Origin of the sequence: Streptomyces abyssalis, from assembly GCF_001751365.1 — a bacterium.
Taxonomy (GTDB): Bacteria; Actinomycetota; Actinomycetes; order Streptomycetales; family Streptomycetaceae; genus Streptomyces; species Streptomyces abyssalis.
Genome location: NZ_LJGT01000038.1, coordinates 953,677 through 967,332 on the forward strand (window position 1 = coordinate 953,677; position 13,656 = coordinate 967,332).

Below are 13,656 nucleotides of genomic sequence, written 5' to 3' on the forward strand. Positions count from 1 at the left end.
GGGAGCGCCGTTGACGTGACTGGCCGTCACCACGTGCCGCATCCCGGTCGCCCGGAGCCGCGGAACGCGGTTCGGTCCGTCAGCGGCGAGACTAGGAAGCCACTTCCGCGTCGCCTTCGCACCACGCCAGACGGTGCCGCCCGCCACCCGAAGGACGGGACGCGGGACGTGCGGCGCTGTGACCGGGGACGGACTGGACAAGCGCGGAGTGATGGTGTGTAGTCCGTATACAGACTGTATGCAAGAGCTGGTACGGGGCACGCACGCAAGAGCGCGACGGACGTCGGTGCGGCACGGCAGCGCCCTCCGGGGCGAACCCGGACGCGACCTGACGGGGAGGCTGGCTGTGACATCCGGACGTGAGAAGGCGTACACGTTCCTCAAGGAGACGGTGCTCACCGATCCCGCCATGCAGGGCGAGTTCCTCTCCGAACAGACGATCGCCGACCGCGTCGGCATCTCCCGCACTCCCATCCGCGAGGCGCTGCTGCTGCTCGCCGCCGAGGAACTCGTCAGCCTCGTCCCGAAGCGCGGCGCCTACATCGCACCGCTCTCCGGCCGCGAGATCAGCGAACTGATGGAGATGCGCGCCCTGCTGGAGCGCTACGCGGCCCGCCGCACCGTCGACATGGGCACCGCTCCCGTCGCCGAGATGGACCGGATCCTCCAGGAGCAGGAGAAACTGCGCGGCGGCGAGAGGGCCAAGGAGTTCATCGAGGCCGACCACCGCTTCCACGCCACGCTCATCGCCGCCGCCGGCAACAAGCTGATGACGAAGCAGTACGAGGCGCTGCGCAGCCGTCAGGTCCGGGCCGGCGTCAGCGCTCTCTACCGCTCGGCCGGGCGACAGGACGAGGTCTGCGTCGAACACCGGCACATCGTCACGGCGCTGGCGGCCGAGCGGGCGGATGTCGCCTGCGCCGCGATCGACGACCACATCGCGGCCACCCGTCGCATCCTCACCGAGGGCTGACCGGACGCGGGCCGCCCGCGCACCTGGTGCCCGCGCGAGGGGCGCCCGCCGGGGGCCGGCCGCCGCGCGCGCCCGCCGGGGAAGGGTGGGCGCGCACGCCGTCCGCATCGTCAGAGCCTGCGGTTCTCCAGGACGGCCACCGCCTTGCGGACCTCGGCGACCTCGTCCGCGTCCACGTCGGCCACGAGCATCTCGGGTGTCTCCCCGGCCTCCGCCCGCACGCTTCCTTCAGGGCCGATCAGCACGCTGTGCCCGATGCCGGTGGGTGCCTTCGTGGGCCGCCGGATGTCCGCGTCCGGGCCGGGCGGGGCCTGGCCGACAGCGGCCACCCAGAGCGTGGCGTCCAGCGCGCGGGCCCTGGTGAGCAGCCGCCAGTGGTCCAGCTTGGCGGGGCCCGCGCCCCACGACGCGGGCAGTACGGTCAGCGCCGCGCCCTCATCGGCGTGCGCGCGGAAGAGTTCGGGGAAGCGGATGTCGTAGCAGGTCGCGAGGCCCACCCGGACACCCGCGACGTCGACGGTGACGACCTTCTCGCCCGGTGCCACGGTGTCCGACTCGGAGAAGCCGAAGGCGTCGTACAGATGGATCTTGTCGTACGCGGTGTCCACGTCCGGGCCGGTGGCCAGCAGGGTGTTGGTGACGCGGCCGTCGGGGGACGGCGTGAACATCCCTGCCACCAGGGTGAGTCCGTGGCGGCGGGCGCTCTCGCGCACCCCGTCGGCCCACGGCCCGTCCAGCGGCTGCGCCACGGGCGCGAGCTTGATGCCGAACCGGGCCATCGCCGCCTCCGGGAAGACCGCCAGCGCGGCGCCCTCACCGGCTGCCCGCGCGGCCATCTCGTCGATGGTGCGCAGGTTCTCCTCGGGGTCGGTGGAGGCGGTGAACTGGCACAGCGCCGTGCGGAGCGTCGTCACTGCCTGTCTCCTTTCCGCAGATCGGGCACGTCGAGCAGGTCGGGCACGCCGGCGGACCGGCTCGCCGTCACCGCGACTTCGCGGCGTACGGCGAGGACTCCGCGTCCGCTCCCGCGCCCGCCGTCCGGTCGCCGCCGCCTTCGCCATGGGTGCCGCCACCGGGACCGAGGAGCTTGATGTACTCCTCGTCCTCCGTGTGGTCGGCGTCGCGGCCCAGCAGCACTCCCGCCACCGTAAGCACAGCGGTGAGCACGATGTACCCCGCGAGCGGCAGCCAGGTGCCGAACTCGCCGAGCAGCGCCGTGAAGACCAGGGGTGCGACGGCTCCGCCGATGACTCCGGCCAGTGTGTACGCCAGGGAGGAGCCGGTGTAGCGCAGCCGAGGGCTGAACTGCTCGGCCACGAACGCCGCTTGCGGCCCGTACAGCATCGAGTGGATGACGAGCGCGCCGATGACGCCCAGCACGATCAGCAGCCACGAGCGCGTCTCGGCGAGCGGGAAGAAGACGAAGGGCCATACGCCGGCGGCGACGGCCGCCCCCAGGTACAGGCGCCGGCGGTTCCAGCGGTCGGAGAGCGCGCCGGCGAGCGGGATGAGGAAGATCTGCAGACCGGAGCCGACGAGCACGGCCGTGAGGGCCTGGCCCTGCGGCATGCCGAGCTCCTGGGTCACGTACGTCAGCACGAAGACCGTGAACATCGCGTACAGGACGTCGGGCGCGACCCGGGAGAGGATCGCGGCGATCAGCGGCCTGCGCTGCGTGGCGAACACCTCGCGGATCGGCGCCTCGGGGCGTTCGTCGTTCGCCTCGACGGCCTTGAAGACGGGCGTCTCCTCCAGATGCGTACGCACCCAGAGGCCGAAGGCGACCAGCACGCCGGAGAGCAGGAAGGCGATGCGCCAGCCGAAGGAGAGGAACTGCTCCTCCGTCAGCATCGCGCCGAGCGCGGCCAGGGCGCCGTTGGCCATGAGGTTGCCGACGGGCGGCCCGACCTGCGCCGCGGACGCCCAGAACCCGCGCTGCCTCGTGTTGCCGAACTCGCTGGTGAGCAGCACGGCACCACCCCACTCGCCGCCCACGCCCACGCCCTGGGCGAAGCGCAGCAGGACCAGCAGTGCGGGGGCGACGGGGCCGGCGACGGCGTGGGTGGGAAGACAGCCGATGAGGAACGTGGCGACGCCGACGAGTACGAGGGTGGCGACGAGGACGCGCTTGCGGCCGATGACGTCGCCGAGGCGTCCGAAGACGAAGCCGCCGAGGGGGCGGGAGACGTAACCGACGGCGTACGTGGAGAAGGCGAGCAGCGTGCCGGTGAGCGGGTCGCCGCCGGGGAAGAAGAGCTTGCCGAAGACGAGCGCGGAGGCCGCCGAGTAGACGGCGAAGTCGTACCACTCGAGCGAGGTGCCGGTGAGGCTCGCGGTGAACGCCTTGATCAGGTCCTTGCGCTGCCTGCTGCTCGTGCCGCCTGGGCCGCCGGGCCCGGCCGGATCGCCCGGGCCGCGGTGCGGCGGCCGGGCTTCCTCCGCTGCCGCCTGGTGCGACGTGTTGTGGTCCACGGGGGCTTCCTCACGGTCGGGTGCCTTTTTGGTACGGGGGCATACTTGCTGTATACAGCTCGTATGCGCAACCCTCGGAGCGCGGAATTTACCCCTGTGAAATCAAGCTCGACCTGGAGGAATCCCCATGACCGGCCTCTCCTTCACGCTGCCTGACGGAACCAGGCGCACCGTGACCGTGAAGCGTCTGCTCAACGCCGGGTATGCGGGCCGCAGCCAGGAGGACGTGGCCGCACACGTCGCGGAACTCGCCGAGCTCGGCGTACCGGCCCCCTCCACGACCCCCGCGCTCTACCCCGTCTCGCCCTATCTCGCGCAGCAGACCGCGGAGGTCCCGGTTCAGCACCGCAAGACCTCGGGCGAGGCCGAATGGGCGCTCGTCGTCGACGACACCGGGGAGCTGCTGCTGACGGCCGCGTGCGACCACACCGACCGCGAGCTGGAGACGTACGGCGTGGCCTGGAGCAAGAACGCCGCCCCCGACGTGCTCGCCACGAGCGCATGGCGCCTCGACGACGTCGCAGGCCGCCTGGACACGCTGACGCTGCGGGCCTGGGTGAGCGGTGGAGACGGCGACTCCGGCGCGGGCGGGAGCGGGGCCGGCGGCAGCGGAGCCGGCGGCAGCGGCGAGCAGCTGATCCAGGACGGCACCGCCGCCGAACTGCTCACCCCGCACCACTGGGCGGAGGTGCTGCGCGAGCGGGGCGAGCTGGAGCCCGGCACGGTGCTCATCTCCGGCACGATCCCGATGCTGCAGGGCGTCGACCAGTTCGCCGCGCACTGGCGTGTGCAGCTCGCGGACCCGGCGACGGGCGACGAGATCTCCCTGGCCTACCACGTGGTGCCCATGCCGGAGCCCATCGGCTGAGCACCTTCGCCACGGCGGCCCTCCCCGCGGTGGCCGTCCCCGTGGCGGCCCTCCCCACGGTGGCCGTCCTGCCCGCCGAGGCGCTGTGCGTACGCGGCGACGATCTGTCTGCGGGAGTCCTCCAGGTACTCCCGCAGCATCCGCTCCGCCTCCGCCGCGTCCCCCGAGCGCAGGGCCCCGAGGATGTCCCGGTTGCGCGCCAGATAGGGCTCGTGGAGGCGGCGCGGGCTGTCCATGACGTGCAGTGCCAGCCGTAGTTCGGCGAGCACGCTGCGCATGACCTCGTCAGTGCGGGGACTGCGGCCGAGCGCGACCAGCTCGCTGTGGAAGTGGATGTTCGCGGTGGCCAGGTCCTTCCATCGCCACTCCCGCGCGGCCGCCTGCCCCGACGCGACGGTCGCGGCCAGGGCGTCCAGCGCGAACGGCGGGCCTTCGGCCGCCAGTTGCCGCACGACTCCGCACTCGACGTGTCTCCGCATCCGGTAGATGTCGAGGACGTCCTCGACCGTGAGGACACGGACGAAGACCCCCCGGTTGAGCTGGTGCTCCAGCAGCCGCTCATGGGTGAGCAGCCGGAACGACTCGCGCAGCGTGTTGCGTGAGACGCCGAGCGCCCCGCCGATGTTCCCCTCCGACAGCCGCGCCCCCGGCGGGAAGAACCCCTCCGCGATCCGGCTGCGCAGCACGTCGGCGACGCGTTCGGAGGTGCTCGTACGGTTCAGCAGCGCACGGTCGCCCGCGAGTTCGCCCTGCGGAGGGGGCACGGCGGCCGTGGCGTCAGAGGGTGCGGCAGCGCGTGCGGCAGGCGGCGTCGACGGTGCGGCGGACGGCGTGGACGGCGTGGACGGCGTGGCAGGCGGCAGCGCGGGCGCGGACTGCACGGCGGGCAGTCGTGCCGGCTCCGGGTCGGTCGTCCCCAACTGGTGCCCCCTCGTGTCTCCGGTTCCTGCTCTCCGATTCCTGTCTCCGGGTCCTGTCTCCGGCTCGCTCCCCCGCGATGAAGGGCGCCCGTCGGCGCCACGTCGCGCGCATACATCGCTACGAACCCCTTGAAGGATCGTTCAACGATCCTCTACGTTATCCCGGACATCGGCCCGGCACCACCGTCCGGCCCCGTTCCCCGGCGGCACCCTCTCCCTCTGCGAGGTGCACATGAACAGCGACCCGAATCCGAGTGCCCCACAGGAGGGCACCGCGACCGAGCACGCCCCGGTGCAAGGCCGGGACGGCGGAAACGACGCCGGGGCCGGCGGCGGGCAGCCCGGCGGCCCGTTCGCCTGGTTCCGGGAGCTCGGCGCGTCCGGGCGCCGCGCCTTCGCCGGCGCGTTCGGCGGCTACGCGCTCGACTCCTACGACTTCTTCACGCTGCCGCTGGGCATGGTCGCCATCGGCGCGTACTTCAGCCTCAACCCGGGCGAGACCGGGCTGCTCACCACCGTCACCCTGGTCGTCTCCGCACTCGGCGGCGCGCTCGCGGGCATCCTGGCCGACCGCATCGGGCGGACGCGGACGCTGATCCTCACCGTCGTCACCTACGCGCTCTTCACCCTGCTCTGCGGCTTCGCCCCCAACTACGAGACCCTGCTGGTCTTCCGCGGACTGCAAGGGCTCGGCTTCGGCGGCGAGTGGGCGGTCGGCGCGATCCTCGTCGCCGAGTACGCCACCGCGAAGAACCGCGGGCGCACCCTCGGTGTCATCCAGAGCTCGTGGGCCGTGGGGTGGGCGCTGGCGGTCATCGTCTACACCGCCGTCTTCGAGCTCTTCGACGAATCGACCGCCTGGCGCGTGCTGTTCTGGACCGGCGCCCTCCCGGCGCTGCTGATCCTCTACGTACGCCGGAACGTCAGCGACGCCCCCCAGGCCGCCGAGCAGCGCAAGAACAGCCGCGAGAAGGGATCGTTCGCCGCGATCTTCAAGGGCGACCTGCGGCGCACCACGATCTTCGGCGTGCTGCTCTCCACCGGTGTGCAGGGCGGCTACTACACGCTCGCCACCTGGGTGCCCAGCTACCTCAAGACGGACCGCGGGCTGAGCGTCGTCGGCACCGGCGGATTCCTCACATTCCTGATCTCGGGCGCCTTCATCGGCTACCTGACGGGCGGCTATCTCACCGACAAGCTCGGCCGGAAACGCAACGTGGCCGTGTTCGCCGTCCTCTCGGCGGTCTCGGTCGTCGCCTACACCAACGTCCCGACCGGCTCCAACACGCTCGTGCTGCTGCTCGGATTCCCGCTCGGGTTCTGCATGTCGGCCATCTTCAGCGGGTTCGGCTCCTTCCTGAGCGAGCTGTACCCGACGGCCGTACGCGGCACGGGGCAGGGCTTCGTCTACAACACGGGCCGCGCCGTGGGCGCCTTCTTCCCCACGCTGGTCGGCTTCCTCGCCAACAGCTGGGGCGTCAGCGGTGCGCTCATCTTCGGGGCGGCCGGGTACGGGCTGGCCCTGGTGGCGCTGCTGGGGCTGCCGGAGACGCGGGGGCGGGCGCTGGTCTGAGACACCGGTCCGCACGGCCGGGCGCGGCAACCGCCGCACCGCCGCCCCCGGCCGCGCCCGCCGCGCCCCGCCCGGACCCTGTTCCGCACACCGTTCGGCACACCGTTGCGCACATCGCCGGACCGCTCCACCGCCGGACCGCCCCACCGCCGGACCTCCGCAGCCCACGAAAGGTCACACGCCATGCCCCGTACGACGCACGGCACTTCGGCCACCCCGGCCGGCCCCGAAGCGGTCCGGGCGGCGGTCCGTGGCGGCGACAGAAGCCCCACCAGCGGCAAGGCCCCCGGATATACCCAGGCCAACCTCGTCTCCGTACCGCGCGACTGGGCCTACGACGTACTGCTCTTCTGCCAGCGCAACCCCAAGCCGTGCCCCGTGCTGGACGTGACGGACCCCGGCGCGACCTCGACCGTGCTCGCCCCGGAGGCGGACCTGCGCACCGACCTGCCGGCGTACCGCGTCTGGGAGCACGGCGAACCGGTCGACGAGCCCGCCGACGTCAGCGGCCTGTGGCGCGAGGACATGGTGAGCTTCCTGATCGGGTGCAGCTTCACCTTCGAGTGGGCGCTCGGCGAGGCCGGCGTCCCGCTGCGCCACATCGAGCAGGGCCGCAACGTCGCCATGTACGTCACGGACCGCCCGTGCCGTCCCGCGGGCGGCATGCGCGGGCCGATGGTCGTCTCGATGCGGCCCGTGCCGGAGGACCTGGTGGAGACCGCGGTACGGGTGACGGGCCGCATGCCCGCCGTACACGGCGCCCCGGTGCACCACGGCGACCCCTCCGTCATCGGCATAGCGGATCTCGACGAGCCCGACTTCGGCGACCGCACCGGGCTCCACCCGGGCGACGTGCCCGTCTTCTGGGCCTGCGGCGTGACCCCGCAGGCCGCCGTGACGGCCTCCCGCCCGCCCTTCGCGATCACCCATGCGCCGGGCCGGATGTTCGTCACGGACGTGCGCGACGAGGAGTACCTGGTGGCGTGAGCGCGCAGTCGTGGATGCTCCGGCCGAGCTCCGGGACGGTCGGCGCATACCGCGGTATGCTTGGCTCATGTCCAAGACGACCCGTATCACCGTCACCCTGCCCGCAGAGCAGGTCGACGAACTGAGGAAGCTGACGGACAACGTCTCCGGCTATGTGGCTGATGCAGTCGCTCGCAGGATCAGACACGAGCTCATCGGCGAGGAACTGCTGCGCCACCAGGAAGAGCACGGCGCGTTCACGGATGAGGAACTGGCGGAAGCCCGCGGCAGAATCTTCGGCGAGCCCGGCCGGGACGCCGCCACCGATCACCCCGACGCCGCGTGAACCAGCACGTCGAAACCGTTGTTCTGGATGCCGAAGGGTTGTCCGCCTGGGTCGCTCAGGACCGCAAGTTCCTCGCGATGCTCGCCGTCTTCCACGAGATGGGCGCCGATCTCGTCATCGGCGCCAACACGATCGTGGAAGTGAGCCACGCACGGGTGAACGTCCCACGCCTGAACTGGACTCTCTCCCGCGTGAAGGTCGAGCCCGTCACACAGCACGCGGCAAAGGAAGCAGCGGCGCTGCTCAAGGCGGCGGGTCTGGTCGGCCACAAGTACGCGATCGACGCCACCGTGGCCGAGGCCGCGCTGCGCCAACCGGGGCCGGTGGCGATCGTGACCTCCGACATCGACGACACGACCAAGCTCTGCGGTGACCGGGTGCGTCTCATCGGTCTGTGACCGGGGGACCGCAGGTCGTTCGTGACGTCCAGCTGGGCAGGCCGCAGCACCGCGAAGGCCCTCCCGGCACGAGAACCGGCAGGCGGTCCGGTAGGCCACCCCCCATGCGGGAAGGAGTCGGCCACCCCTCCTCACGGAAGCCGGACCGCGTCCCCGTCGGGAGCCGCATTCCCGTCCGGAGCCGGAGCACGACGTCGAGAAAGGCACCCCCGCCATGAACGCTCGCCCGCCACTGCCGCCGTTCACCCTGGAGACCGCGCGTCAGAAGGTCCAGGCCGCCGAGGACGCCTGGAACACCCGCGATCCGCACAAGGTCTCGCTCGCCTACACGGAGGATTCGGTGTGGCGCAACCGCGACGCCTTCGTCAACGGCCGCGCGGAGATCGTCGACCTGCTGACCAGGAAGTGGCAGCGCGAGCTGGAGTACGCGCTGCGCAAGGACCTGTGGACCTTCGAGGGCAACCGCATCGCCGTGCGCTTCCAGTACGAGTGCCACGACGCCGACGGGCAGTGGTGGCGCTCGTACGGCAACGAGCTGTGGGAGTTCGACTCGCAGGGCCTGATGTCACGCCGCGAGGCCAGCATCAACGACGTACCGATCGCCGAGAGCGACCGCCGCATCTTCGGGCCGCGCCCGGAGTCCCAGCGCGGGGCGGGCATTCCGCTGCGGTGAGGCCGCGCAGCGGAACGCGAGGTGTCAACGGCAGTCCGTCCGCCCGCCGTTGACACCGTTCACACCTTGATCCCGGCCGTCAGGCCCTCACGCCTCCTCGTAGACCAGCCACACGTTGCCGCGGTCGAACGGCATCGGCTCGCCGTTCGGCAGCGTGAAGGTCGTGCCAGACTCCGCCGTCGGCCGCTCCCAGGTCGTCTCGTACGCCTTGCCGTCACGCAGCACCGTCGCCTTGCCCTTGCCGACGGTCTCCTCGTACGGGGTGCCGGCGTCGTCCGGCGGCATGGCCACCTTCTGAACGATCACCGTCCTGCCGCCGAGCCGCGCCCCGCCCGTGCTCGTCGCGGGAGCACCGTCGAAGGAGGCGAGCCAGCGGTCCTCCTTCTCCGACCATTCGAAGCCGGTCTCGGCCGAGCCGTAGTCCACCGAGCGCTCCGCCGTGGGCTCGCCGCCCTCCGGGGCCGCGTCGGCGAAGCGGAAGCCGATGTCGGCGCTCTTGCTGGCCTCCGGCGCGGTGTCGAGAAGCTGATCGGGATGCACGTAGAGGTTGTGCGGCGCCTCGTTGTCGCCCCCGCGGAAGTACGGCTCGGGGTACTTGTCGTGCGAGCGGGCGTGCAGCGGCGACTTCTCTATGAGGTCCTCGACCCCTGCGCGCGCACCCGAGTACGAGAGCGCGGGCCGGTCGAACATGCGCAGCTGCTCGACGTTGTACGCACGTGCGCTGCGTACCGGTCCCAGCGACTCGGGGAACTTGCTGGAGTAGATCCCGAGCAGCCGGCTGAGCCCGCCCTCGACCTTCTCCACGATGGTGATGTCGGCGTCCTCCAGCGCGGTGTGCGGCCGTGCGTCCTTGTGGTTGTCGATCTTCACGGCCAGGACCGGCGCGGGCTCGGCGGGCAGCCCGGTGAAGGGGGAGGTGGCCTCGCGCGGCTGGGAGGGCTGGGAGGACTGAGCGGCCTTCCCGGACGGGGGTCGCGGAGCCTCCTTGGCGGACGAGGTGCCTGCCGTGCTTCCGGCGGCCAGCGCCACCACGGCCAGCGTGGCCAGGAGGCGCGTGGCCCCAGGTATGCCTCCCGTTCTGCCGCCGGATGACGGCGAGCCGGTGGTCATGCCTCGCATGTGAACTGCCTTCCGTCGTGGGGGGATTCGTAAGACAGTCCACGAAATCCGTGCGGCGCCGCGCCGTCAATACCACTCGTGACGCTTCACACGCATCGCTTCCCCGCTGTCAGCTCCCAGGGGGCGCGGCCGCGGTGTCCGCGAGGGAGACGCGGATCTTGGACTGGCCGTGCGGGAGCTTCTCCCAGTCGTCCATGAAGCGCGCGACGAGCCCGTGCTTCTCCGCCAGCGCCGTGAGCGTCTCCGTCCGGTAGTAGAAGTCCTCGCGCAGCACCTGGTGTTCGGCGCCTTCCGTGCGGTCGAAGGTGAAGTCGAAGAAGCCGCGCGGCGCCAGGATCCGGCCCACGTTCGCCAGGCACTCGTCGATGACCTCGACCGGCGAGTGGGAGAAGACGCTGTGCGCGTGCACGACGTCGAAGTGCCCGCTGGGCAGGAAGTCGAGCCGCAGGTCGTGCGTGAGGGTCAAGTGCGGGAGTTTCTCCTGCAGTTCGTAACGCGTGAGGGTCTTCTTCGCGGAGATGAGGATGTCGGGGGAGATGTCGATGCCGTAGTAGTTGCCGGAGTCGAGGTACTGGATGAACCTCCAGCCCGCGCGCAGGTTGCCGCAGCCGATGTCGAGCATGCGGTGCTGCGGCTGGAGTCCGTGGTCCTTGAGGAAGTCGAACTGCATCTGCCCCAGTGCCAGCCACCGGTCGTGACTGCGGCTTCCGACGGCCGCCTCCGGGTTGTTGGCGGTGTCCGAGGCCATCACGGCGCGGTAGTAACCGACGTGGTCCGGGTGCTTGAAGCGCAGCCAGCGGTCACGGGCCGCACGGCGCACGTACGGGGCGACGCGCGCCGGATTCCGCAGCGCGTACGAGACCTTGTGGGCCAGCCTCGACCGGTTGGCTGCCAGCGAGCGCGGGGTCTTCTTGGGCATGACGGTGTACTCCTCGGTTGTTCCGGTGTCGCCCCGACGGCGTTTCGACACATGCCGAAACGAATGACCGGCCATGTCGGACACGTTCGCATGCGGGGCGCGGAAGGGGCATGGCCGTGCGGCGCGGGAAGCGGGGAATGTGCGGGCGGCACCGGTCGGCGCCGGGCGCGGGGCGCCGACGGCCTTTGCCGTCCCGCGGGTTCAGTCGGTGCGCGTGCGTCTCTCGGCTCGCGTGCGTCTGCCGGCGGGTGTGCCGGTCCCGGTTGCGGCGGGTGTGCCGGTCCCGGTGCCGGGTTCCGTGACGGGGTCGGGGCCGGCGACCTCGACGACCCCGCTCTCGTACGCGAAGACCACGGCCTGCGTCCGGTCGCGCAGGGCCAGCTTCTCGAGAACGCGCCCGACGTGGGTCTTCACCGTCGACTCCGCGACGAAGAGCTGCTCGCCGATCTCGGCGTTCGACAGGCCCTGTGCCACGAGTGCCAGCACCTGAGTCTCCCGGACGGTCAGTTCGGCGACACGCTCCTTCAACGGCGCATGCAGGCCCGCGCGTTCGCCGTCGAGACGGCTGAACTCGGCGATGAGGCGACGCGTGACCGTGGGAGCCAGTAACGCACCGCCGCCGGCCACCACCCTTATGCCTTCAGCGAGTTGGCGGACCGGCGCGTCCTTGAGCAGGAACCCGCTCGCGCCTGCGCGCAGCGCCCGGTAGACGTACTCGTCCAGGTCGTAGGTGGTGAGTATCAGCACCTTGGTCTCCGGGAAGGCCGCGGCGATCTCCCGGGTGGCCTCCAGGCCGTCCATCACGGGCATCCGCACGTCGAGGAGGGCGACGTGGGGGCGCAGGGCGGCCGTCTGCCGCACCGCGTCGCGGCCGTCGACGGCCTCACCGGCCACCTCGATGCCGGGCCGGCTGCCGAGGAGTACGGAGAATCCCTCGCGCACCATCTCCTGGTCGTCGGCGATCAGCACGCGGATCACCTCCTCCTCATCCATTCACGGCCCCTGCCCGGTCGCCGGGCAGATATCCCGACACCTCGAAGCCGCCGTCGTCCCTGCGGCCGGCGGTCAGCCGCCCGCCCAGCATCGCGGCACGCTCGCGCATGCCCGTCAGGCCGTGTCCCGCGCCCGGCGACGGCGGTGCGGGCACGGAGGGCGGGTCGTTGACGACCCGGAGCCCCAACCCGTCCGTGCTGTAGGCCATTTCGACACGGACGGCGGTCCCGGGAGCGTGCCGCAGCGCGTTGCTCAGGGCTTCCTGGACGATGCGGTACGCCGACAGTTCCACGCCGCGCGGCAGCGGGCGCACCGCACCCGTCACCGTCTTCACCGGCCGCGGCCCGGCGGCCTCCGCACCCGCCAGCAGCGCGTCGAGGTCACGGAGAGCGGGCTGCGGGACCTCCGCACCACCACCGCCTGACGGCATCCCCCCGTGCGCGAACGGCGACGGGTACGAGGGCCGTACGTCCCGTACGACGCCCAGCACCCGGCGCAGTTCGGCGAGCGCGGCGACCGCGTTCTCCCGTACGTTCCCGAACGCCTTCTCCAGTTCGGGCGGTGGATTCGCGACCCGGTACGGCGCGGCCTCCGCCTGGATGGCGACGACCGACATGTGGTGGGCGACCACGTCGTGCAACTCCCTTGCGATCGCGGCCCGTTCCTCCAGCAGCATGCGCCGCGAGCGTTCCCCGTCCGCGGCGACGGCCTGTGCGGCCGCCTCCTCGCGGGCCTCCCGCCAGCCCGTGGAGACGACCGCGACGAGCGGCATCAGCCCCGAGAGGAGGGCGGTCACCGACGTACCGACGATGAACGGCCCGTTGCCCACCGCCGCGAGCGCGACCACGAGCACCCAGAGCCAGGCCACGGCCCGTACGCGCAACCGCAGACCGAGGACCACCAGCAGGGCGGCGAAGGCGAAGAGTCCCGCCCACGCCCACGGCCGCTCCTGGGAGCCGTACTGCAGGACGTTCGAATGCGACAGGTCGGCGAACGGGAACGGAGCCGCCACCGCGCCGGGACGGAACAGACTGACGGCCGTCGCCACCAGCAGCAGCCAGGCCGACACCACCGGCCAGAACGCCGCCGTCAGCAGCGCTGCCGCGAGAAGCGCCATGCCGGGAAGCTTCTCGCTCAGGCCGATCTCGGCACGGGCCTGCAGCGTCACGAGCAGCAGGACGGCCATCAGCAGGCCGCCGTGCGGCGCGAAGCGCAGCGCATTCCGTGCGGCCGCCGGTACGGACCGCCCGGCACCGCCCGGCAGGGAGATCCCGCCGGCCGGAGGCAGCGGACGGAAGACGAACGCGTCCCGCACGAGGTCACGGAACAACCCCGGGAACAACCTCCGGAACAAGCCCTGGCCGTGCGGCCCCTCGATGTCCATGGGGACGAACGTACGAGGGCGGCCGCACGGTGACATCCGCCTGCGGTCCCGT

General features: G+C 71.6%; 13 protein-coding genes and 1 pseudogene. 7 read left to right on the top strand and 7 right to left on the bottom strand.

Annotated elements, in window-relative coordinates; genetic code table 11:
* Nucleotides 1-346 precede the first annotated feature (346 nt).
* Complete coding sequence (locus tag AN215_RS11455; protein WP_070009492.1) at nucleotides 347-973, top strand: GntR family transcriptional regulator; 627 nt, start codon at nucleotides 347-349, stop codon at nucleotides 971-973.
* A gap of 110 nt (nucleotides 974-1,083) precedes the next feature.
* Here AN215_RS11455 and AN215_RS11460 read toward each other — a convergent pair whose 3' ends face one another.
* Nucleotides 1,084-1,887 (bottom strand): carbon-nitrogen hydrolase family protein, encoded by an 804-nt coding sequence (locus tag AN215_RS11460; protein WP_070009025.1) that lies wholly within the window; start codon nucleotides 1,885-1,887, stop codon nucleotides 1,084-1,086.
* 67 nt (nucleotides 1,888-1,954) lie between these two features.
* Nucleotides 1,955-3,322: an MFS transporter gene (locus tag AN215_RS11465; RefSeq protein WP_070009493.1), complete on the bottom strand. Its 1,368-nt coding sequence runs from the start codon at nucleotides 3,320-3,322 to the stop codon at nucleotides 1,955-1,957.
* Nucleotides 3,323-3,572: 250 nt separating this feature from the next.
* Here AN215_RS11465 and AN215_RS11470 point away from each other — a divergent pair, with 250 nt between their 5' ends.
* Complete coding sequence (locus tag AN215_RS11470; protein ID WP_070009026.1) at nucleotides 3,573-4,313, top strand: DUF2848 domain-containing protein; 741 nt, start codon at nucleotides 3,573-3,575, stop codon at nucleotides 4,311-4,313.
* Nucleotides 4,314-4,387: 74 nt separating this feature from the next.
* Here AN215_RS11470 and AN215_RS11475 read toward each other — a convergent pair.
* Nucleotides 4,388-5,077: pseudogene (locus tag AN215_RS11475) on the bottom strand (GntR family transcriptional regulator); the annotation flags it as partial.
* A 388-nt stretch (nucleotides 5,078-5,465) separates the two neighbouring features.
* Between AN215_RS11475 and AN215_RS11480 the strand changes: the two are divergent.
* From AN215_RS11480 to AN215_RS11500, 5 genes are all read left to right on the top strand, one after another.
* On the top strand, nucleotides 5,466-6,806 hold the full coding sequence (locus AN215_RS11480; RefSeq protein ID WP_079122900.1) for an MFS transporter: 1,341 nt from the start codon (nucleotides 5,466-5,468) through the stop codon (nucleotides 6,804-6,806).
* Nucleotides 6,807-6,989: 183 nt separating this feature from the next.
* The gene (locus AN215_RS11485) at nucleotides 6,990-7,793 is read left to right on the top strand and encodes a putative hydro-lyase (protein ID WP_070036286.1); all 804 of its coding nucleotides are present in this window, start codon (nucleotides 6,990-6,992) and stop codon (nucleotides 7,791-7,793) included.
* 67 nt (nucleotides 7,794-7,860) lie between these two features.
* Complete coding sequence (locus AN215_RS11490) at nucleotides 7,861-8,118, top strand: type II toxin-antitoxin system CcdA family antitoxin (protein WP_070009028.1); 258 nt, start codon at nucleotides 7,861-7,863, stop codon at nucleotides 8,116-8,118.
* On the top strand, nucleotides 8,115-8,516 hold the full coding sequence (locus tag AN215_RS11495) for a DNA-binding protein (RefSeq protein ID WP_070009029.1): 402 nt from the start codon (nucleotides 8,115-8,117) through the stop codon (nucleotides 8,514-8,516). The genes AN215_RS11490 and AN215_RS11495 overlap by 4 nt, the downstream gene beginning before the upstream one ends.
* A 214-nt stretch (nucleotides 8,517-8,730) precedes the next feature.
* Nucleotides 8,731-9,189 (top strand): nuclear transport factor 2 family protein, encoded by a 459-nt coding sequence (locus AN215_RS11500; RefSeq protein ID WP_070009030.1) that lies wholly within the window; start codon nucleotides 8,731-8,733, stop codon nucleotides 9,187-9,189.
* A gap of 87 nt (nucleotides 9,190-9,276) precedes the next feature.
* On the opposite strand, the gene AN215_RS11505 is transcribed toward AN215_RS11500, so the two are convergent.
* The 4 genes from AN215_RS11505 to AN215_RS11520 form a co-directional block, all read right to left on the bottom strand.
* A complete protein-coding gene (locus AN215_RS11505; RefSeq protein ID WP_079122901.1) occupies nucleotides 9,277-10,299 on the bottom strand; it encodes a DUF3048 domain-containing protein in 1,023 nt (340 codons plus the stop codon).
* A gap of 118 nt (nucleotides 10,300-10,417) precedes the next feature.
* Nucleotides 10,418-11,227 (bottom strand): class I SAM-dependent methyltransferase, encoded by an 810-nt coding sequence (locus tag AN215_RS11510; RefSeq protein WP_070009031.1) that lies wholly within the window; start codon nucleotides 11,225-11,227, stop codon nucleotides 10,418-10,420.
* A 201-nt stretch (nucleotides 11,228-11,428) separates the two neighbouring features.
* Nucleotides 11,429-12,220, bottom strand: coding sequence for a response regulator (locus AN215_RS11515; RefSeq protein ID WP_079122902.1), 792 nt, complete (start codon nucleotides 12,218-12,220; stop codon nucleotides 11,429-11,431).
* Nucleotides 12,213-13,604, bottom strand: a complete 1,392-nt coding sequence (locus tag AN215_RS11520) for a sensor histidine kinase (protein ID WP_079122903.1) — start codon at nucleotides 13,602-13,604, stop codon at nucleotides 12,213-12,215. The genes AN215_RS11515 and AN215_RS11520 overlap by 8 nt, the downstream gene beginning before the upstream one ends.
* Between the last annotated feature and the right edge of the window lie 52 nt (nucleotides 13,605-13,656).